The organism is Geodermatophilus obscurus (genome assembly GCF_900115395.1).
Classification (GTDB): Bacteria; Actinomycetota; Actinomycetes; order Mycobacteriales; family Geodermatophilaceae; genus Geodermatophilus; species Geodermatophilus obscurus_B.
This window is the reverse complement of record NZ_FOWE01000006.1, coordinates 48,484-68,648: the sequence shown is the minus strand read 5'-3', so window position 1 is coordinate 68,648 and position 20,165 is coordinate 48,484. Positions and strand designations below refer to the sequence as shown.

Annotated in this window: 18 protein-coding genes; 6 read left to right on the top strand and 12 right to left on the bottom strand. The window is 73.6% G+C overall.

Annotated features, from left to right (window positions below):
* Positions 1-2: 2 nt before the first annotated feature.
* Both BM165_RS12880 and BM165_RS12875 read right to left on the bottom strand, forming a co-directional pair.
* A complete protein-coding gene (locus BM165_RS12880) occupies positions 3-266 on the bottom strand; it encodes a hypothetical protein (protein WP_075013953.1) in 264 nt (87 codons plus the stop codon).
* 194 nt (positions 267-460) lie between these two features.
* A complete protein-coding gene (locus BM165_RS12875; RefSeq protein ID WP_244274208.1) occupies positions 461-1,639 on the bottom strand; it encodes a PucR family transcriptional regulator in 1,179 nt (392 codons plus the stop codon).
* Positions 1,640-1,743: 104 nt separating this feature from the next.
* On the opposite strand from BM165_RS12875, the gene BM165_RS12870 reads away from it, so the two are divergent.
* Together BM165_RS12870 and BM165_RS12865 are read left to right on the top strand one after the other, a co-directional pair.
* On the top strand, positions 1,744-2,844 hold the full coding sequence (locus BM165_RS12870; RefSeq protein WP_075013952.1) for a ferredoxin reductase: 1,101 nt from the start codon (positions 1,744-1,746) through the stop codon (positions 2,842-2,844).
* A gap of 29 nt (positions 2,845-2,873) precedes the next feature.
* Positions 2,874-4,082, top strand: coding sequence for a fatty acid desaturase family protein (locus tag BM165_RS12865; protein WP_075013951.1), 1,209 nt, complete (start codon positions 2,874-2,876; stop codon positions 4,080-4,082).
* Positions 4,083-4,146: 64 nt separating this feature from the next.
* Here the strand turns inward: BM165_RS12865 and BM165_RS12860 are convergent, their stop codons facing one another.
* On the bottom strand, positions 4,147-6,000 hold the full coding sequence (locus BM165_RS12860; RefSeq protein WP_143108153.1) for an Ig-like domain-containing protein: 1,854 nt from the start codon (positions 5,998-6,000) through the stop codon (positions 4,147-4,149).
* Positions 6,001-6,258: 258 nt separating this feature from the next.
* On the bottom strand, positions 6,259-10,116 hold the full coding sequence (locus BM165_RS12855) for a replicative DNA helicase (protein WP_075013949.1): 3,858 nt from the start codon (positions 10,114-10,116) through the stop codon (positions 6,259-6,261).
* A 505-nt stretch (positions 10,117-10,621) separates the two neighbouring features.
* Here BM165_RS12855 and BM165_RS12850 point away from each other — a divergent pair.
* The gene (locus BM165_RS12850) at positions 10,622-11,467 is read left to right on the top strand and encodes an MmyB family transcriptional regulator (RefSeq protein WP_075013948.1); all 846 of its coding nucleotides are present in this window, start codon (positions 10,622-10,624) and stop codon (positions 11,465-11,467) included.
* A 36-nt stretch (positions 11,468-11,503) separates the two neighbouring features.
* On the opposite strand, the gene BM165_RS12845 is transcribed toward BM165_RS12850, so the two are convergent.
* Complete coding sequence (locus tag BM165_RS12845; protein WP_208976730.1) at positions 11,504-11,959, bottom strand: MarR family winged helix-turn-helix transcriptional regulator; 456 nt, start codon at positions 11,957-11,959, stop codon at positions 11,504-11,506.
* A gap of 52 nt (positions 11,960-12,011) precedes the next feature.
* On the opposite strand from BM165_RS12845, the gene BM165_RS12840 reads away from it, so the two are divergent.
* Both BM165_RS12840 and BM165_RS12835 read left to right on the top strand, forming a co-directional pair.
* Positions 12,012-12,488: a hypothetical protein gene (locus tag BM165_RS12840; protein ID WP_075013947.1), complete on the top strand. Its 477-nt coding sequence runs from the start codon at positions 12,012-12,014 to the stop codon at positions 12,486-12,488.
* The gene (locus tag BM165_RS12835; RefSeq protein ID WP_075013946.1) at positions 12,481-12,753 is read left to right on the top strand and encodes a hypothetical protein; all 273 of its coding nucleotides are present in this window, start codon (positions 12,481-12,483) and stop codon (positions 12,751-12,753) included. The genes BM165_RS12840 and BM165_RS12835 overlap by 8 nt, the downstream gene beginning before the upstream one ends.
* A 76-nt stretch (positions 12,754-12,829) precedes the next feature.
* Here BM165_RS12835 and rplI read toward each other — a convergent pair whose 3' ends face one another.
* The 4 genes from rplI to rpsF form a co-directional block, all read right to left on the bottom strand.
* A complete protein-coding gene (rplI, locus tag BM165_RS12830) occupies positions 12,830-13,285 on the bottom strand; it encodes a 50S ribosomal protein L9 (protein WP_075013945.1) in 456 nt (151 codons plus the stop codon).
* A gap of 2 nt (positions 13,286-13,287) precedes the next feature.
* Positions 13,288-13,524, bottom strand: coding sequence for a 30S ribosomal protein S18 (rpsR, locus tag BM165_RS12825; RefSeq protein WP_014378671.1), 237 nt, complete (start codon positions 13,522-13,524; stop codon positions 13,288-13,290).
* 92 nt (positions 13,525-13,616) lie between these two features.
* Positions 13,617-14,111 carry a single-stranded DNA-binding protein gene (locus BM165_RS12820; RefSeq protein ID WP_075013944.1) on the bottom strand — a complete coding sequence of 165 codons (495 nt, stop codon included), beginning with the start codon at positions 14,109-14,111 and terminating at the stop codon, positions 13,617-13,619.
* A 2-nt stretch (positions 14,112-14,113) separates the two neighbouring features.
* Entirely contained in the window at positions 14,114-14,401 is a 288-nt protein-coding gene (rpsF, locus tag BM165_RS12815) for a 30S ribosomal protein S6 (protein WP_075014203.1), read from the bottom strand.
* A gap of 168 nt (positions 14,402-14,569) precedes the next feature.
* Here rpsF and BM165_RS12810 point away from each other — a divergent pair, with 168 nt between their 5' ends.
* On the top strand, positions 14,570-15,382 hold the full coding sequence (locus tag BM165_RS12810; protein WP_075013943.1) for a deoxyribonuclease IV: 813 nt from the start codon (positions 14,570-14,572) through the stop codon (positions 15,380-15,382).
* Between the two features lie 126 nt (positions 15,383-15,508).
* On the opposite strand, the gene BM165_RS12805 is transcribed toward BM165_RS12810, so the two are convergent.
* From BM165_RS12805 to BM165_RS12795, 3 genes are all read right to left on the bottom strand, one after another.
* Entirely contained in the window at positions 15,509-17,032 is a 1,524-nt protein-coding gene (locus BM165_RS12805) for a glycosyltransferase family 87 protein (protein WP_075013942.1), read from the bottom strand.
* 22 nt (positions 17,033-17,054) lie between these two features.
* Positions 17,055-19,517, bottom strand: coding sequence for a transglycosylase domain-containing protein (locus BM165_RS12800; RefSeq protein ID WP_083427317.1), 2,463 nt, complete (start codon positions 19,515-19,517; stop codon positions 17,055-17,057).
* Positions 19,518-19,712: 195 nt separating this feature from the next.
* Positions 19,713-20,135 carry a DUF5318 family protein gene (locus tag BM165_RS12795; protein ID WP_083427316.1) on the bottom strand — a complete coding sequence of 141 codons (423 nt, stop codon included), beginning with the start codon at positions 20,133-20,135 and terminating at the stop codon, positions 19,713-19,715.
* Positions 20,136-20,165 lie beyond the last annotated feature (30 nt).

The following is a 20,165-nucleotide window of genomic DNA, read 5'->3' as shown; positions in this document are numbered from 1 at the left end:
CGTCAGCCGGCCTCGGCGAGCCCGTCGACCACGTGCAGGTGGGCGTCGAGGTGGACGACGAGCGTCTCGCCGCCGGCCCCGCGCAGGTGCGCCGTGAAGACGCCGTCGCCGTCGACCTCCAGCCACTCGATCGTGGCGCCGGGGACCTCGTCGAGCGCGGCCCGCGCCACCACCACGGCGACGTCGGCCGTGAGCTCGGGCGGCAGCGGGAGGCGCGGCGTGCGCACCCAGGCGTGCCGGCCGACGGTCTCGGTGCTGCGGTACACGGCGGACCTCCTCGCTCCCGCGGCGCCGGTGCGGTGCCGCGACGGGCTCAGAGTGGTCCCGCCCGCTGACAGATCCCTGGGTGCGCCGTGACAGTTCCCTGCCCGCCCGCGGACCCCCGCCCGCGATCACGGCGCCGTGACCACCCCTGACCACTCGATCCCGGTCACCGCGCCGTGATCGTCGCCGTCCCCGGTCAGCGGGCGCCCAGCGCCAGGGTCAGCTCCAGGACGGTCTGCGGGTCGTCGAGGCGCTTGCCGAACAGGTCGCGCAGCTGGCCCATGCGGTAGCGCACCGTCTGCGGGTGCACGAACAGCTCGGCGGCCACCTGCTCGCGGCGGCCGTGGTGCAGCAGCCACGCGCGCAGCGTCTCCAGGAGCTTCTCCCGCGGCGCCGGCGCGAGGCCGTCGAGGGGGCCGAGCACCTGGGCGCGCAGGTCGGCGAGCGCGTCGGCGTCGGCCCGCAGCACCAGGTCGGCCAGCCGCAGCTCGGTGTCGACGGGCGCGTCGCCGTCCGGGACCAGCTCCAGCTGCAGCGCCCGCAGCGCCCGCGTGTAGGACGACCGCGCCTCCTGCCAGGGCCGCGGCGGCCCGACGACGGCGTCCCGCCCCGCCAGCGACGTCAGCAGCGCCGCCCGCGCGCGGCCCTCGGCATCGGGGACCAGCAGGACCGCCCGCTCGGTGGAAGGCTCCGAGCCGGGCAGGTCCTCACCGGCCTGCAGCGTGCGGGCGTCGAGCACCGACGTCGCGTCGCGGGCACCGGCCTCCGGCAGCAGGACGGCGGTGAGCGTGCGCGGCGGCCGCCAGTCCGCCCGCTCGGCTGCCACGTTCAGCTCGTACGGGGGCGCGCCGGTGAGCAGCAGCTCCGCCAGGCGCTCGAGGAGACGCCGCCGCTCGCGGCCGCTGGCGGCCAGGTGGTCGGCGTGGCCGGAGGCGCTGGCCGCCGAGAGCCGGTCGATGTAGGCGAACACCATGCCGGCGAACCGGGCCAGCGACCCCGCCGGCATGCCGGCCGCCACCGCCGTCTCGCTCAGGTGCCGCCACGCGACGCGGGCGCCCACCCGGTAGGCGGCCAGCAGCGCGTCCATGGGCCGCCCGGTGCGCGCCTCACCGCGGCCGAGGGAGTAGGCGCCCTCGATCGCCCGGTCGACCGGCCGGCTGGCGTCCCCGCCGGTCGCCGTCGCGAGCTCCAGGAAGCCGCCGAGGGCCAGTTGGACGGCGTTCTCGATCTTGCGGCCCATGGGCCCCCGGAACGCCTCGGCATAGCTGGGCACCTCGACGACGATGGCGGCCACCGTGCGCTCGGCGACCGACGGCAGCTCGGCCGTCATCGCCGCCGCGACCTCCGGCGTGAAGGTGTCCTGCCCCGGCGTCACGCGACCTCCCCGTGACCTCAGTTGTTCGCAGCGAACAGTATCCGCCGCGACGTTCACGTGCAGAGCACAGGTGATTACCTGGTCCGCAGGGAACTGTAGGTAACATGACCGCGACCGTTCCGCGCCCGACCGCGGCCAAGCCGGCGCTCCGGGCGCTGCGCGACCGCGTGCTGCGCGTCGCCGAACTCGTCACGACGCCGCTGCTGCCGGCCGACTACCTCGACCTCGTCGACCCGCTGCGCTCCGGTGCCGCCCTGCGCGGGCGCATCGAGGCGGTGCTGCCCGAGACGCGCGATGCCGCGACCGTCCTCATCCGACCCGGTTCCGACTGGCAGACGCACCGGCCCGGGCAGTACGTGCGCATCGGCATCGACGTCGACGGCGTCCGCATGTGGCGCGCCTACTCGATCACCTCCGACCTCGGCCGGACCGACGGCTGCTTCACCGTGACCGTCAAGGCGATCCCGGGCGGCAAGGTCAGCAACCACCTGGTGCGCTCGGTCCGGCCGGGCACGCTGGTGCACCTCGACCAGGCCACCGGCGAGTTCTGCCTCCCGGAGCAGCGGCCGGCCAAGGCGCTGTTCGTCACCGCCGGCTCCGGCATCACCCCCGTCATGGGCATGCTGCGCAACCACCCCGAGCTCACCGACGTCGTGCTGGTGCACTCCGCGCCCACCGCCGACGACGTCGTCTTCGGCGCCGAGCTGCGGCAGCTGGCCGCCGAGGGCCGGATCCGGCTGGTCGAGCAGCACACCGACACCGCCGGGATGCTCGACGCCGGCGCGATCGCCGAGCTCGTCCCCGACCTCGCCGAGCGCGCCACCTGGGCCTGCGGGCCGGTCGGCATGCTCGAGATGCTCGAGCAGCACTGGGCCGCCGCCGGCATCGCCGACCGCCTCTACACCGAGCGGTTCCGCCCGAAGGTGCTCGTCACCGGCGAGGGCGGCACGGTGACCTTCACGAAGAACGGCACCTCGCTCGAGGCCGGCGGCGCCACCCCGATCCTCGACGCCGCCGAGGAGGCCGGCGTCCTCATGCCCAGCGGCTGCCGCATGGGCATCTGCTACGGCTGCGTCCTCCCGCTGCGCGAGGGCGCCGTCCGCGATCTGCGCACCGGCGAGGTCACCACCGCCGCCCCCGGCGACGGCGTCCTCGTCCAGACCTGCGTGAGCGCCGCCGCCGGCGCCTGCGACATCGACCACTGACCTCCCCAGACCAGAGGAGCCGCACCGACATGACCGTGCTGCAGAAGAAGTCCGACAACCCGATCGAGCACCTGACCCCCGAGGACATCGAGCTCATCGGCAAGGAGCTCGACGACATCCGGCAGAGCGTGATCGACAGCCGCGGCGAGTCCGACGCGCGGTACATCCGCAAGGTCATCGACGTGCACCGCAAGATCGAGCTGGGCAGCCGGGCCGTGCTGCTGGCGTCGGGCTTCCCGCCGGCGTGGGTCCTCGGCACCGTGGGCCTGTCGATCGCCAAGATCCTCGAGAACATGGAGATCGGGCACAACATCCTGCACGGGCAGTGGGACTGGATGCGCGACCCGAAGATCCACTCCACGACGTGGGAGTGGGACATGGCCAGCCCGGCCGAGCAGTGGAAGCACTCGCACAACGAGCTGCACCACACGTACACGAACGTCATCGGCAAGGACAACGACCTCGGCTACGGCATCATGCGCGTCGACGAGGACCAGCCGTGGACGCCGATGTACCTCGGCCAGCCGCTGTGGAGCTTCATCAACGCGTGCTTCTTCGAGTACGGCATCGCCGCCTACGACCTCGAGCTCGGCGCCGTCATCGCCAGGAAGCAGACCGGCGACCCGGAGTTCCGGGCGCGCGCCAAGCAGGTGCTCGTCAAGATCGGCCGGCAGGTCCGCAAGGACTACCTCATCCACCCGCTGCTGTCGGGCCCGAACTTCCTCGCCACGCTGGCGGCGAACTTCACCGCCAACACGGTGCGCAACCTGTGGACCAACTCGGTCATCCTGTGCGGCCACTTCCCCGAGGGCGTCGAGACCTTCGAGAAGAAGTCCATCGAGGGCGAGACCCGCGGTGAGTGGTACCTGCGCCAGATGCTCGGCTCGGCCAACATCTCCGGCTCCCAGGCGATGCACGTCATGACCGGGAACCTGTCGCACCAGATCGAGCACCACCTGTTCCCGGACCTGCCGAGCAACCGGTACGCCGAGATCGCGCCGAAGATCCGCGACCTGTTCGACCGCTACGGCCTGAACTACCACACCGCTCCGCTGCCGAAGCAGGTCGGCTCGGCCTGGCACAAGATCATCCGGCTGTCCCTGCCCAACGGCTGGCTGCAGAACACCACGGCCCGGAACCTGCCCTCGCAGCTGGGCAAGCTGTGGAAGATGACCACCGGCAGCCGCAAGGAGCGCCGCCTGCTCATGCGCGAGCAGGCGATGATGGCTGCCGCCTGACGCACGTGCACGAGGGGCCCGGGACGGATGATCCGTCCCGGGCCCCTCGGTGTTCAGCGACCGGTCAGAACTGGTCGTCGATCGCCGGGAACGGGTAGTTCAGCGGCAGCAGCACCGACGGGTCCCCGATCGGCACCTCCCAGACCGGCCCCGGCCCGTCGGGGTCGAGCACCTGACCCGCACCTAGGAACGCCGTCACCTGCGCCTGGCCCTGCAGCGCCGACTCGTCGGTGAGCGTGAGCAGGAACGAGTGCGGGTTGGGCAGCGGCGTCGGCGAGATGTCGTTGCGGAAGAGGCTGGTCCGCGACCACAGGTCGCCGGCGTCGACGAGGGTGTACGACGTCGGGTTGGCCACCGTCTGGTCACCGAAGGCGACCTGGACCAGGACGCGCTCCGGCTCGATGAGCGGGGAGAACGTCTCCGGACTGCCGGGCCGCAACAGCCAGGTGGTCCGGGCCAGGAACTCCTGGATGGCCGCCGCCCCGGGCACCGTCAGGGTCACCGGTCCCTGCCCGCGCAGCGGCAGCTGCTCCTGGAAGTAGTACGGGGCCAGGTCCGGGCGGTTGAGCAGCCCGGCCGCCTGCAGCGTCTGCGTCGTCAGCAGGCGGAACGACGGCGACAGGCGCACGATCTCGGTGATCGGGCCACCCGGCACGTTGAGCACCGAGCGGGCGACCGCGTCGTCGGCACCGGTGACCAGCGTGCCGTAGATGCCGCCGAAGCTCTGCCCGAAGTAGGTGACGTCCTCCCCGGAGAGCGCCGGGGTGCCGACGCTGCCCTCGGCCAGGGTGCCGACCGAGCGGACCAGCGTCATGACGTCCGCGGCGGTCTGCCGCAGGGCGTCCCGCGAGCCCAGCGCCGAGGCGGCGCCGGTGGCCGAAGACCCTTCGGTGCTGCCGATCGTGGTGTTGGCGTCGGCCTGGTCCACCCCTCGCCCGTAGGCGGGGACCTCGGTGGTCACCCCGTTCCGGGTCACCTCGTAGACGCTCCCGGGCCCGAAGCCGTGCCCGACCACGTTGGTGCCGATGGTGGCGATCCCGGCGCGGGCGTTGGCCGTCGCGGCGAGGAAGACGTTGGCCGTCGAGCCGGTGAAGCCGTGCCCGTAGACCGCCGTCGGCCAGCCGCCCTCCGGCGCCGGACCGGGCGGCAGGACGGCGACGAAGCCCAGCCGCTCCGGGCCGACCGGGGCCGGTCCGTCGTCGCGGGTCGGGGTCTGGGCGATGGTGACGTCGGGCTGCAGCCACGACGGCGCCTCGTAGGAGCCGAAGACCAGCGTGCTGTCCGGCAGCAGCTGCTGCGTCGGCACGGGGGTGGGGTCGGTCGCCGGCGGCGTCGGAGCGTCGCGGTCGTCCCCGCGGTAGGCGAGGGTGGTGCCGGCCACCGGGAAGACGCCCTCGACGCGCAGGCCGGGGGTGATCCCGGTGGCGTCGAACGCCGTCCCGGTGTCGATCTGCTCGCGGATGTCGAGCAGGCCGTCGGTGGCGCTCAGCGTGGTGAAGGTGTCGTGGATCGCCTTGTTCGCCGGACCGCCCTGCACGCGGAGCTTGTACGTCGTCGACGGCGCCAGCTGCTCGGCCGGGTGGGCGTAGAGCGTGTTGGTCGCCGGGTCCCACACCACGCGGTCGACGCCGGTGCGCCACCCACCGTGGGCCTCCTGCACGGTGATCCGCGCGGCGACCTGCGCCGGGTCCACCGGTCCGCTGAAGCGGACGGCGATGCGCGGGTCGAGGTCGAAGCCGTCGAGCTCGTTGAGCTCCGCGACCAGGCCGCAGGCGATCGGCTGACCGCAGCCCTCGAGCGGCAGGTTCACCCGCCGCCCGGTGATCTGGGCGGGGTCGCGCACGGTGAGGGTGTCGGACGGGAAGACCGAGAGGGGCTCGGCCTTGTGCGGGGTGGCGGCCGCCGGGGTGGCGGTCACCCCCACGGTGGCCGTGAGGGCCAGTGCACCGAGGAGCGACGAGGTCGCCCGGTGCCAGCGTCGTTGCTGCACAGGCATCTCCAGGTGGGGTGGGAGGACGCCTCTTCCTACGCGACGGTGGTCCCGATCACAAACGCGCGAAGTGTTGCAGGAGCGCGGTGATCCACGTGGAACACGGCAGCACCGGGGCACGGACGCACGAGGGGGCCCGGGACCGCAACGGGTCCCGGGCCCCCTCGGCTCGGTGGGTCGGATGGCTCAGGTGGCCATGTCCACGAAGCGGCTGTAGTGGCCCTGAAAGGCCACGGTCACGTTCGCGGTCGGGCCGTTGCGGTGCTTGACCAGCATGATGTCGGCCTCGCCGGCCCGCGGGGACTCCTTCTCGTACATGTCCTCGCGGTGGATCATCATCACCATGTCGGCGTCCTGCTCGATGCTGTTGTGGACGACGATCCCCTCGGCCACGAAGTTGTGGCCACCGAGCACCGTGGCGTCGTAGACCTCCTCGGCTCCGTCCGGCTCGATCGACACGACCTCGTCCCAGAACAGGTCGTTGACCGCCTGGATCTCCAGGTCCGCGTCGTCGAGGACCGCCGCGACCCGTCCCAACCGCTCGCGACTGGGAGCGTGCTTCCACATGGTGCTGCCGCAGAACGCGGAGTCCATGGCGGCGGCGAAGGCCCGGTGGCTCATGCCCTTCTCCTCCAGGACCGCCCGCACGCGCTCCCAGACCTGCACCGGAACGGTGTCCACGTTCGGGTTGCCGGACAGCTCCCGGACGATCCCCAGCAGGCGCTCGGCGGCCTCACCGCGGGCTCCGTGGACACCGATCTCGCCCAGGAAGCGCCGCTGGTCGTCGCAGCCGCTGATGTCGAGCGTCCAGCCGTCCCGGTAGCCGGCCTTCTGCACGCGGCGGACGCGGCAGGAGATGCCGAAGCGCAGGAGCAAGCGGGAGACGTCGTCGACGAGCCGGCGGCTGGTCGAGGCGTAGTACACGCGTCCGCCACGGCCGTCCTTGTTCACCGTGACCGAACCGTCGGTGACCCACAGGTGACGGAGGAACGTGGCGATCTGCTTCTTCGGGAGCGAGAACACCGGCTCGGGGACGTACTTCTCGTGGCTCCGCAGGCCGAAGAGGCCGAGCTCGTCGAGCCACGCCGCGATCGGGTTGCGCCGGCCGTGGGTCAGCGGGAAGGGGGATCGGAGCCGCAGCGTGGTGCAGCGGGCCGCGGCGTACTCGTCGCGCACGGCCACGACCCCGAAGTGCAGCGCCGCCGCCGTGACCGCCCGGAGGTTCTCCTCGTCGATCGAGGCGTAGCGCAGCGGCTGACGCCGCACGAAGCTGCCGTCGCCGATGAGGTGGGCGAGCAGGACGACCCGCTCGTCCTCCCAGACGGTCATGCGGTCGGGCGCGGGCACGTGCCGTGGAACGGCGATGCGGCTCCCGGACGCGAGCTCGCCGAGCGGCCGGAAGCCGTCGTAGGTCAGGAACGGGTGGTTCGCCGTGGCCCGCACCGTCTTGCCCGACGACGTGGTGAGGCGGAAGACGTCCTTGCGGCCGGTCGAGAAGACGTGGGTGAGGTGCCGGCGCACGTACCGCAGGTTGTCGTCCAGTGCCCAGACGGGGACGTCGGTCGCACCGCTGGTGAACAGCTCGCCCATGGTGGTCTCAGCGCCGGTGTCGGCCCGCAGGACGCGAGTCGAGGCGGGCAGGCAGCCGGACTCACGGAGGTCGGAGAGCATCGGCTTCTTGTCCTGGCGCTGCTCGGACCCACGGTTGAGCTGCGACATCGCGATGACCGGGACCTCGAGCTCCTTGGCCAGCAGTTTGAGCGCGCGGGAGAACTCCGAGACCTCCTGCTGACGGCTCTCGACGCGCTTGCCCGACGTCATGAGCTGGAGGTAGTCGATGACCACCAGCTTGAGGTCGTTGCGCTGCTTGAGCCGCCGCGCCTTGGCCCGGATCTCCATCATCGTCATGTTCGGCGAGTCGTCGATGTAGAGCGGCGCGTCGGCCACCTCGCCCATCCGGCGGGCCAGCTTCGACCAGTCCTCGTCGGACAGCGTGCCGGCGCGCATGTGGTGCAGCGGAACCTTCGCCTCGGCCGACAGCAGACGCATGGTGATCTCGTGCTTGCTCATCTCGAGCGAGAAGATGACGGCGGGCAGACCGTGCTTCACCGTCGCCGACCGCGCGATGTCCAGACCCAGCGTGGAGTTGTGCGTCGGGATGAAGCCGCGGCCGGCGAGGAACAGCGAGTCCACCGCGTCGACCTGGATGCACCGCACGGGCACGCTGGCGACCGGCCGGACGTCGGTGACGAAACGGACGCCACGGGCGGTGAACGTGCGGGCGCCGCGCTCCTTGTGCAGCAGCTTCTTCCGCTCCAGCCGGAAGACCTCGTCGTCGGTGCTGAACGTCAGCGTGTAGCAGGTCGACGACGCCTCGGACCGGCCCCGCACGCGCTCGGTGCTCATCCGCACGCGGTGCCCCAGGCTCGCGATGAGCTCTCGGACGTCCTCGGCGAGCCGGCGGTTGGTGACGGCGAACTGGACGGCGCCCCCTCCGGTGACCGTGCCGTCGGTGTCGAGCAGGCCGGCGAGCAGCGCCCGCCGCTGGGCCACCGACGCCCGCAGGTAGGCGGCCGGGATGTGCTTGTCGCCGAGCACGCCCAGGGTGCGCAGGAGGCCCTTCACGGTGCCGTGCTCGTCGCGGCAGTCCTGGCACTGCGCCAGGCCGCTCGACGGGCCACCGCAGTCGGGGCAGGCGGCCTGCCGTCCGACGCCGCCACGGGCGCGCAGGGCACCGCCACAGGTCTTCCCGCACGTCTGCACCTGCGACGTCCGGGGGACGAACGGCTCGCCGCACATCGGGCACGGTCGCTCCGCCGGGGCGGGACGGGCGGGCAGGCGCAGCGAGTAGCGCCGGTCGACACCCGTGCGGACGACGACCAGGCCCTCGCTCTCGATGTAGGCGGCGATCTCCGGGTCCGCACTCGTGTACTGCGCAGCCGCCGACGTGCCGTCACCCAGCCAGACGCCCAGCGCGTACGGCGGCAGGGGCAGGTCGGCAGCGGGCAGGTCGAGCGGCTCGGCGTTCACCACGGCGTGGTTGAGGCGTCGATCGGCGGTGGCACAGCGCAGCGTGCGGGCCAGCTCCTCGGTGGTGCGGACCCGGGCCTCCCCGCGCTCGCCGAGCCGCCGTGCCGCGCGGTCGGTGGTCACCCACTGGTGCAGGGCGTCGGCGACGACGACCGAGCCGTCGGAGAAGTGCACCTCGTAGCAGGGCCGGTCGGTCAGGACGCCGGTGGCGGCCACGACCGTCGTCGGGCGGCCGTCGGCGCCGAGCACCCGGTCGCCGACGGCGACCTCGCCCATCGTCGTCCAGCCCGTGGGCGTGGCGATCGGGGTGTCGAGGGCCAGCGCCTTGCCCACACCGGGACGGGCGGCGATGACGACCATCTGCCCGGCCTGCAGACCATTCGTCAACTCGTCGAGGTCGCGGATGCCGGTGGGGACGCCGCGGGCGGTGCCGCCGCGGGAGGCGATGGCGTCGAGCTCGTCCATCGTCGGCTGCAGGACGTCCTCGAGGCGCGCGTAGTCCTCGCTCATGCGCTTCTCGGTGACGTCGTAGATCTCCTGCTGGGCGCGGTCGACGATGTCGTCCACGTCGCCGCGCCCGCCGGCCGCGCCGTAGCCCAGCTGGACCACGCGGGTGCCGGCCTCCACCAGCCGCCGCAGCACCGCCTGCTCGGCCACGATCGCGGCGTAGTAGCCGGCGTTGGCCGCCGTCGGGGTCGAGGCGATGAGGGTGTGGAGGTAGACCGCGCCGCCCATCTTCGACAGCTGGTCGGTGCGGTTGAGCTCGGCGGCGACGGTGATCGCGTCGGCCGGCTCGCCCCGCCCGTACAGGTCGAGGATGCAGTCGAAGATGACCTGGTGCGCCGGGCGGTAGAAGTCCGGCCCGGCCAGCACCTCGACGACGTCGGCGATCGCGTCCTTGCTCATGAGCATGCCGCCGAGCACCGACTGCTCGGCCGCGACGTCCTGCGGCGGCTGCCGGTCGTACTCCGGCGCCGTCGCCCGCGGCCGGCTGAAGTCGTCGGCCACCGCCACCTGGATACCTCCCTCTGCTCGCGGGCGCGCGCGGACGAGCCCTGGCCGGATCGGCCAGGGCCCGGGTGGGGGAAGCACCAGGGACGCGCGACGTCCGTCCTCGAACGTGCGTTCGAGGGACTTGCTACCGGGGACCACCGACAGTTCCCGCCGGCCCCTGGTACCGAGGAGGACGGTAGGAAGCCGTCGGCCGCGCGTCCAACACCGGTGTGCACCCGGTTCTGCACAACTTGTGGACAAGTCGGTGGACAGCCCGAGTCGACATGTGGAGACGAGCGGGACACCGGCCGGACATCCCGCGGTCCTGCGGGTGTCACCTGCGCGCGGGCCGCCCACCGGCTGTGGACACGAGAAAGACGGGCGCGGCGGGCGCCCGGGCGTGTCGTGTCGTCCCGCCCGGAACAGCGGTCACAGCCGTCGGCCGGTCACCGCCCGTGACGCTTCTCCCCGGGATGTCCGACCGTCCCCCTGGCCCGGCCGCCGGGCGGACCGGGAGACTGGACCGGTGGACCCCGCGGAACTCGGCAGCTTCCTGGCCTCCCGGCGCGCGCGGGTCCGCCCGGCCGACGTCGGGTTGCCGGCCGGCTCGCGGCGCCGCGTCCCCGGCCTGCGGCGCGACGAGGTGGCCCGCCTTGCCGGGGCGTCGGTCGAGTACTACACCGAGCTCGAGCAGGGGAAGGCCCGCCACCCCTCGCCGCAGGTCCTCGCCGCACTCGCACGCGCCCTGCGGCTGGGCGCCGACGAGCGCGACCACCTCTTCCTCCTGGCCGGCCACGCGCCGCCGTCGGCCGGCGGGACGACGCACGTGCAGCCGGCGATGCTCGCCCTCCTCGACCGCCTGGGGACGACGCCGGCGCGGGTCGTCACCGACCTCGAGGTGACCCTGGCGCAGAACGACATGGCCGAGGCGCTGCTCGGCGACGGGGGACCACGGACCTGGCCGGCGGCCAGCTTCGTCCACCGCTGGTTCACCGACCCCGCGGCCCGCGACGTCCACCCTGCGGAGGACCACGCGCGCCACTCCCGCGAGCTCACCGCCGACCTGCGCGCCGCCGTCGCCCGGCGGGGTCACGACGCCGAGGCCGACGACCTGGTGACCCGGCTCCGGACGGCCAGCGCCGAGTTCCGCGCCCTGTGGGACAGCGGCGACGTGGCCGTCCGGCGCACCGTCCGCAAGCGGATCGTGCACCCGTCCCTCGGCGTCGTGGAGCTCGACTGCCAGCGCCTGGTCAGCGACGACGGCCGGCAGCGGCTGCTGTTCTTCACCGCGCCGCCCGGCAGCCACGCCGCCGGCCAGCTGGAGCTGCTGTCCGTCGTCGGCCGCCAGGAGATGGGCACGACGCCGCCCTGAGGCGCCCCTGGACGCCGGCGGCCGGGCGCGGCCGGGTCAGCCGCCCGGGAGCCGCCCGGCCAGCCCGAGGACGGCCAGCAGGGCCGGCAGGTCCAGCGCGCCGCCGCTGCGGTCGAGGGCGGCGGTCAGCTCCGCGTCGAGTGCGTCCACCGCGTCGTGGCCGTCTGCCAGGAGCCGCCGCCCCCGCTCGGTGACGCGGAGCCCGGCCCGCCGGCCACGGCCCGGTCCGGCGGGCTCGACCGCGCCGAGGTCGACGAGCCGGCCGACGGTCGCGTGCATGCTCTGCGTCGTCACCCGCGCCCGGCGCGCGAGCTCGGTGTAGGAGAGGCCCTCGTCCCGGGCCAGGTGCCCGAGCGCGCCGAAGAGTCGCAGCGACAGCCCCAGAGGCGCGAGCCGCCCGGCGACCAGGTCCTCCATCGCGCGGCCGGCCACCACCAGCGCCATCGCGGTGCCGCCCGGCGGCCGGCCCGCCGTCCCCCGTGGTCCCGTCACCGGTCGATCGTCGCAGTCCCCGTTGTTTCAGCCTGGCTGATACCGTGGGTACATGGCTGCCGTGCTGCTCAGCGTCCACGTCGTCGTGGCCGTCGTCTTCGTCGGCGCGGTCACCGTCGCGGTGAGCCTGTTCCCCCGCTACGGCCGGCAGGCGCTGGCCGGCGACGCCGCCGCGGTCCCCGCGTTGCGCCTGCTGCACCGCGTGACCCGGGTGTACGCCGTCCTGTCGCTGGCCGTCCCGGTGTTCGGCATCGCGACGGCGAGCTCGCTGGGGGTGCTCACCGATACGTGGGTCCTGGCCGCGATGGCCCTCACCCTGCTGGCCGCCGGCGTGCTGGTCGGCGCGGTCCTGCCGGGCCAGCAGCAGGTGCTCGGCGCCGCCGAGGGCGGACTCCCGCCGGGGGGCACGCGCACCGACGTCGGGGCGCGGGTGCGGCGGCTGGCGACGGCCTCGGGGACCTTCAACCTGGTCTGGGTGGTCGTCGTGGTGCTGATGGTCGTGCGGCCGGGCTCGACGACCGGTGTCTGAGTCCCCGACCCGCTGGCTGGCCCTCGCCACGACGGTCGAGCCGGCCACCCTCGCGGTGCTGCTGGTCGACCTGGCCACCGTGCACTGGGCGCCGCTGGCGTCGGCTGTCGGGCCGCTGCACGGCACCGCCTACCTGGTCACCGCGGTCCTGGCCCGGCAGCTGCCGCTGCCGCGCGGCGTGCGGCTGCGGGGGCTGGTGCCCGCGGTGGGCGGGCTGCTGGTGCTGCGGGCAGCCGGCCGGCGGGGCGCCGCGCCGGGGGGCTGACCCCCGTCCGGAACGGCAGGAGGGGCGCCGGACCGTGGTCCGGCGCCCCTCCTGGGCTCCGCTGTGGAGACCTGCCTCAGCCGGCGACGACCTCGATCGGCAGCTGGGCGGTGACCTCGGGGTGCACCCGCACGGTGACGGTGTGCTGGCCCGTGGTCTTGATGCTGCTGGGCAGCTCGATGCGGCGGCGGTCGAGCTCCGGGCCACCGGCGGCCGTGACGGCCGCGGCGACGTCGGCGGTGGTGACGCGGCCGAAGAGACGGCCACCGTCGCCGGCGCGGGCGGGCACCCGCACGTCCAGCCCGGAGAGGCGCCCGGCCAGGGCCTGGGCCTCCTCGAGCGAGCGCACCTCGCGGGTGGCACGCGCCCGGCGCAGCGACGTCACCTGCTTCTCGGCACCGCGGGTGGCGACGATGGCCAGGCCGCGGGGCAGGAGGTAGTTGCGGGCGTACCCGCCCTTGACCTCCACCGTGTCACCGGAGGACCCGAGACCGGTGACCTCCTGCGTCAGGATCAGCTTCTGGGTGCTCATGGTCAGCGCGCCGTCGAGGTGTAGGGCAGCAGGGCCATCTCACGGCTGTTCTTGACGGCCGTGGCGACGTCCCGCTGGTGCTGGCTGCAGTTGCCGCTCACGCGGCGGGCACGGATCTTGCCGCGGTCGGAGATGAACTTCCGCAGCAGGGTCGTGTCCTTGTAGTCGACGTAGGTCGCCTTGTCCTTGCAGAACTGGCAGACCTTCTTCTTGGGCTTGCGCACGGGGGGCTTGGGCACTGGGTTCTCCAGGAAGTGACGGGATGGAACTGGCCCCTCTGCAGGGCCCCACGCCGAGCGTCAGCGAGGTGTGGGGGCAGAGGGGTCCTTGCTCAGAAGGGAGGCTCGTCGGACGGGCCGGCGGGCGTCGACCACGGGTCGCTCGCGCCGCCACCACCGCCGCCGCCGCCGCCGAAGCCGCCACCACCACCGCCGAAGCCGCCACCGCCGCCACCCTCACCGCGGGAGGCACGGGTGACCTTCGCGGTGGCGTAGCGCAGCGAGGGGCCGATCTCGTCGACCTCGAGCTCGATGACGGTGCGCTTCTCGCCCTCCTTCGTCTCGAACGAGCGCTGCTTGAGGCGCCCCGAGACGATGACCCGCGAGCCGCGGGTGAGGGACTCGGCCACGTTCTCGGCCGCCTGCCGCCAGACGTTGCAGCGGAGGAACAGCGCCTCGCCGTCCTTCCACTCCTGCGACTGCCGGTCGAAGGTGCGCGGCGTCGAGGCGACGGTGAAGTTGGCCACCGCGGCACCCGACGGCGTGAAGCGCAGCTCCGGGTCGGAGGTCAGGTTGCCGATGACGGTGATGACGGTCTCGCCAGCCATGCTCAGTGGACCTCGGGCCGCATCAGCTTGGTGCGCAGGACCGACTCGTTGAGGTTGAGCTGCCGGTCGAGCTCGGCGACCGCCGCGGGCTCGGCCTGGATGTCGACGACGGCGTAGATGCCCTCGACGTGCTTCTTGATCTCGTAGGCCAGGCGACGCCGGCCCCAGATGTCGGTCTTGACGGTGCCACCGGAGTTGGTGACGACGGTCAAGAACCGGTCGAGGGAGGGAGCGATCGTGCGCTCCTCCAGGTCGGGGTCGAGGATGACCATCAGTTCGTAGTGACGCACGGAGAACCCCACCTCCTCTGGTCTGTGGCGGCTGCAGGACGTCTGCAGCAGGAGGGTCGTACACGCGTCGCGCGCCCGTTCCCGCCGGACGGCGGACGGACGCGCGGGGTCCAGGCTACCAGCGCCGCGGGGTGGGTCCCCCCGCCGTCCCTGACTACCGTCGCCGGTGTGAGCACGCACCCCGTCGGCGTACACGTCGGCCCCGGCCTGACCGAGGACAACGAGCTCGACGACGGCGGCCCGCTGGCCCGGGCGGCGGAGATGGACGCCGACGGCGTGCAGGTCTTCCTCGGTGACCCGCAGGGCTGGAAGGCGCCGCCGCCCCGTCCCGACGCCGGGGACCTGCTGGCCTCCGACGTCGCTGTCTTCGTGCACGCGCCCTACGTGCTCAACGTGGCCTCGACCAACAACCGCATCCGCATCCCCAGCCGCAAGAACCTGGCGGTGCACGCCCGGGCCTCGGCAGCGATCGGCGCCCGCGGGATGGTCGTGCACGGCGGGCACGTCCTGGCCAAGGACGACCCGGCCGCCGGGTTCGACAACTGGCGCAAGACCTTCGTCCGGCAGGCCGAGGACGGCGGCTTCCCGCTGCCGCTGCTCATCGAGAACACCGCCGGCGGCGACAACGCCATGGCCCGCGAGCTCGGCGCGGTCGCCCGGCTGTGGGACGCCGTCGGCGAGTTCGGGGCCGGGTTCGTCCTCGACACCTGCCACGCGTGGGCCGCCGGCTGGGACCTCGCCACCGCCGTCGACGACGTCCGGGCGATCACCGGCCGCGTCGACCTGGTGCACCTCAACAACAGCCGCGACCCGCAGGGCTCCGGCCGCGACCGGCACGCACCGCTGGCGTCGGGGGAGATCCCGCTGGAGCTGCTGGTGGAGGTCGCCCGCGCCGCCGACTGCCCCGTCGTCCTGGAGACCCCGGGTGACGCTACCTCGCACGCCGAGGAGGTCGCGCTGGTCCGGTCGGCCCTGGGCTGACCGTCTCCCTCACCCCACGGCGTCCTGGCTCACCCCACGGCGTCCTGGCTCACCCCACGGCGTCCTGGCTCACCCCACGGCGTCCTGGCTCACCCCACGGCGTCCTGGCCCACCCCCGACGGCGAGCTAGGACGCCGCACGATCAGGTGACCTGATCATGCGGCGACGACGCAGCACCACCGCGTCCGCGGCGCCGTCGAGGGGGCCACCGGCGGGGTCGTCGACCCCCGGCCACGAGGTGCGCACCACGTCCTCGTCGGGACGCCACACGTCCCGCACCACCAGGGCCATCAGCACGACGACGGCGACGTCGCGAACGGTGACGGCGAGGAAGAACCACTCGATCCCGACACCGCGCTCGGCGGTGCCGAGGTACCAGAGCATCCGCACCACCCACAGCACGGCCTCGGCGGCCTGCCACAGCAGCAGCGAGCGCCAGCGCGGCCGGGCCAGCACCGCCAGCGGCAGCAGCCACAGCGAGAACTGCGGGCTCCACACCTTGGTGACCAGCAGGAAGCCGGCCACGAGCAGGAACGCCACCTGGGCCACCCGCGGGCGCACCGGCGCCGCCAGCGTCAGCCAGCCGACCGCGGCCACCACCAGGAGCACGCAGACGGCGACGACCGCGTTGAGCACCACCGGTGTCTCGCCGTCGGCGAGCGGCCCGTCGAACAGGTCGCCGCCGGCGGCGGTGATGACCATGTTCCAGATCGTGTCCGGATCGGCCGGCCGGCTGCTGTTGAGCAGGAAGAACAGCGACCAGTTCTCCGGCGCCAGCAGCGCGACCGGGACGTCGACGACCAGCCAGGCCACCCCCGCGGCGACCGCCGCGCGCAGCCACACCCGCAGCCGCCCGGCCCGCAGGCACAGCAGGAACAGCGCCCCGAGCAGCAGCGCCGGGAAGAGCTTGGCGGCTGTGCCCAGGCCCAGCAGGACGCCGGCCAGCACCGGCCGCTCGCGCGCCCAGGCCCACAGCCCGCAGACGGCCAGGGCGACGGCGAACAGGTCCCAGTTGGTGAAGGCGTGCACCAGCAGCAGCGGCGAGAGGCCGATCATCGCCGCGTCCCAGGGGCGGGGGCCCGCGGCGCCGAGGACCGCGCGGACGGTGACCAGCGCGCACAGGCTCAGCAGCAGGCAGGTGGCCACGTAGTAGGCCTGCACGGGCGGCACCTGGGGGAGCAGGCCGGCCGCCGTCGCCAGGTTCTCGTAACCGCGGCCGAGCACCGCCGCCAGCGCCATGAACGCCCCGGTGAGCACCGGGTACTCCACGGCGGCGTCCAGGTAGGGGACGGCGCCGGAGCCGAGGTCGTGGACGCCGAAGAGCGGGACGGCGTCGGAGTAGCACAGGTGCGTGTACTGCACCGAGCCCGCCCAGTTGCCGTCCGTGCACGGGGACTGCTTGAGCCAGGCCCCCGCCAGCACGACGGTGGCGTAGAGCAGGCAGACGCGCAGCGGCGTCCAGAACAGCGCCCGACCGGTGACCGCGTGCCGGCCCCACGGGCCGCCGACGGCCTCGCTCGCCTGGACCGCCACCGGGTCCGACCAGGTCGGCACCACGCGGTCCGGGCGGCCGTCCGCGGCCGGGGACGCCGCGGGCCCGTCCGCCGGCAGGGGTGCCGGGGCGGACGGGCCCGTGGGGGAGGAGCTCACCGGGTCAGTGTGCCCGGGGGGATCAGGCGGCCGGCTGTGCCTGGGTCTCGGGCGCCCAGCCGCCGAAGCCGGTGCCGGGCTCCGCGGGCGGCGCCGGGACGCCCTCCTGGGTCGGCTCCTCCGCCGGCTCCTCCGTGGGCTCCTCGACCGGCTCCTCCGTCGTCTCCTCGACCGGCTCCTCCTCCGTCGTCTCCTCCTCGACCGGCTCGGGCTCCGGCTCGGGCTCGGGCTCGGGCTCGGGCTCGGGCTGCGGCCGAGGCGCCGGGGCCGACGAGGTCGGCGCGGACTCCGTGCGCGGGGCCGGCTCCGGCTCCGGCTCGGGGACGCCCTCGCCCGTGTCACCGCGGATGACCGCCCGGTCGGGCAGGTCCTCCTCCGGCGTGCCGGCCAGCGCGGTGTCCATGAACTGCTGCCAGACGGCCCCCGGCAGACCGGCGCCGTAGACGATCTGACCCTGCGAGTTCTCGATCGGGACGTTGGGGTTGTCGTTGCCGACCCACACGGCCGCCGACAACGACGGCGTGTACCCGACCATCCAGGCGTCGGAGTTCTCCGAGGCGTTCAGGCCCTGGGTACCGGTCTTGCTCGCCACCTCCCGGCCGCCGTCGAGCGCCCGGCGCGAGTACTGCGCGACGCCCTTGAGGGCGAACGTGGTGTCGGCGGCGACCTCGGGCCGGATGACCTGCTCGCCGGCGTCGGCGCCGCTCTCCAGCAGCACCGCACCCTCGGAGTCGGTGACCCGGCTGACGAAGTGCGCCGCGTGCCGCACACCGCCGTTGGCGAGCGTGGCGAAGCCGACGGCCTGGTCGATCGGGCGCATCTCGTACTGGCCGATGCCGATCGAGCCGCCGGTAGCACCGGTCTCCGGGTCGCTCAGCGTCCGCGCGTCGTCGAGCAGCCCCCCGGTGACGGCCGGCCAGGTCTCGGGGAGCCCGGTCGCGCGCAGGATCGTGTCGCGCACGTTGTCCGGGCCGACCTCGTAGGCCAGGCCGTAGTAGGTCGTGTTCAGCGACCGGGTCATCGCCTCGACCAGGGTGCAGGCGCCGCACTGGGCGTTGCCGGAGTTGCGCACCGGCAGGCCCGGGCGGTCGGGGAACTCCTGCGGGGAGCTGCCGTCGCGGCGGGAGTTGACGCTGATGCCCTCGTCCAGGGCGGTGGCCAGCACGTACGGCTTCACCGACGAGCCGGGCTGCCGGCGGGCCTGGGCGTAGTCGATGGCGCCGTCGCCGGAGCCGACGGGACCGCCGTAGTAGGCGCGGACCGCGCCGGTCTTCGGGTCGACGGCGACCAGCGCCTCCCGCAGCCCCTCGGGCTCGCCGTCCATGACCTCGTTGACCGCGGTGACGGCGGCGTCCTGGGCGGCCTTGTCCACGGTGGTGGTGATCCGCAGGCCGCTCGTCCGGATCTGCTCGTCGGAGTAGCCGCGCGCCTCGAGCTCGGCCAGCGCCTGGGAGACGACCAGGCCCTCGGGGCCGGTGGGGATGCTCAGCGCCGAGGACTCCGGCCGGGGGGCGACCGGCGGGTAGACCGAGGCGTCGCGCTCGGCCTGGGTCATCCAGCCCTCCTCGACCATCCCGTCGAGGACCAGGCCCCAGCGGTCCTGGGCACCCTCGGGGTTGGACTCGGGGTCGTAGGAGCTGGGGCTGCGGATCTGCACGGCGAGCACCGCGCCCTGCTGCGGGGTCAGCTGCGCGGCCGGCACCCCGAAGAAGGTGTTCGCCGCGGCCTCGATGCCGTAGGCGCCGCGGCCGAAGTAGATGGTGTTGAGGTAGTTCTCGAGGATCTCGTCCTTCGAGACCTCGTTGTCGAGCTTGACCGCGAGGAAGAGCTCCTGGAACTTGCGGCTGAACGTCTGCTCCTGGGTGAGGAACGCGTTCTTGACGTACTGCTGGGTGATCGTCGAGCCACCCTGCGTCGAGCCGCCGGTGAAGTTGTTCCAGGCGGCGCGGACGATGCCGGTGAAGGAGATGCCCGGGTCGGTGTAGAAGCTCCGGTTCTCCGCGGCGAGGATCGCGTTGCGGGCGCCCTCGGACACCTGGTCCAGGCCGACGTTGGTGCGGTTGGCGTCGCCGAGGCGGGCCATCTCGGTGGTGCCGTCGGCGTAGTAGACGACCGTCGTCTGCGCGTTCTGCACCGAGTTGGGGTCGGGCACCTCGGTCGTGGCGTAGACGACGCCGATGAAGACGCCGAGCAGCACGAGCACCGCCGCGGCGGTGCCCAGCAGCACCTTCAGCCAGCGACGGCGGCGCTGTTTGGCGGTGCGCTTCTTCCCGCCCTTGCCGCTCGTGGCGCCTGCCGGGCGGCTGCCGGCCGGGCGGGACCCGCCGGGGCGGGAGCCGCCGCTGCGGGCCGCCGTCGTGCGGGCGCGGTCGGCGCCGCCGGCAGTCCGGCGGGCACCGCCACCGGATGCGGGCGTGCGGGCCGGCGGCCGCCGCGGCGGGACACCGGCGGGCCCGACCGGGGAGGTCTCGTCGTGGGGAGGCACCAGGGAGCCCCTCCTCGGGTAGTCGGTGGGCAGGACGGATTCCGGCCCAGCGTGGCGTTCTCGGGTGTGTGCGCCGGGGAGGACGCGCGGGGCGCGCCGCACCCCGGGACGGGTGTGACGGACGGGTCCGCCGATGTGCAACCGGCCGACCCGCGGTTCTAGTCCGGGCCGGCGGTGCCGGTCCGGACCAGCGGATCAGTAGTGGCGCTGGTCCGTGACGGTGCGACCGCGTCGGCGCGGCTGCCGGCCCGGCTCGGGCTCGACCCCCAGGACGTAGGAGGAGTCGAGGTGGTTCCACCCGCACCCTCGGCACACCTCGACGGTGTAGACGGAGAACTCCTCCTGCGCCGCGTCCATCCGGGCGAGCTCCGCGTCGGTCTTGGCCTGCCCGGCCACGTGGCCGAGCGACTCGCCGTACACGTAGTTCACCATCGTCAGGCGTTCGCGGCGGCACACCGGACACGACTCGTCGGTGGGCCGGCCGTGGTACCTCGCCGCACGGGTGAGGTACGGGCTGGCGTCACAGACCTCGAAGAGCCCGGTGCGCCCGGCCCGGACGTCCGCGAGGACGGCTCGCCGGTGCAGCGAGTAGTCGACGACGGAGCGACGTCCGGGCACTGCGCCAATGTACGCAGGTCCGCCATCCCC

Excerpts from the sequence above, each read along its gene's own strand:
- BM165_RS12870 (WP_075013952.1), top strand. The coding sequence starts at position 1,744 with ATGACCGCGACCGTTCCGCGCCCGACCGCGGCCAAGCCGGCGCTCCGG.
- BM165_RS12865 (WP_075013951.1), top strand. The coding sequence starts at position 2,874 with ATGACCGTGCTGCAGAAGAAGTCCGACAACCCGATCGAGCACCTGACC.
- BM165_RS12840 (WP_075013947.1), top strand. The coding sequence starts at position 12,012 with ATGGCTGCCGTGCTGCTCAGCGTCCACGTCGTCGTGGCCGTCGTCTTC.
- rplI (WP_075013945.1), bottom strand. The coding sequence starts at position 13,285 with ATGAGCACCCAGAAGCTGATCCTGACGCAGGAGGTCACCGGTCTCGGG.
- BM165_RS12820 (WP_075013944.1), bottom strand. The coding sequence starts at position 14,111 with ATGGCTGGCGAGACCGTCATCACCGTCATCGGCAACCTGACCTCCGAC.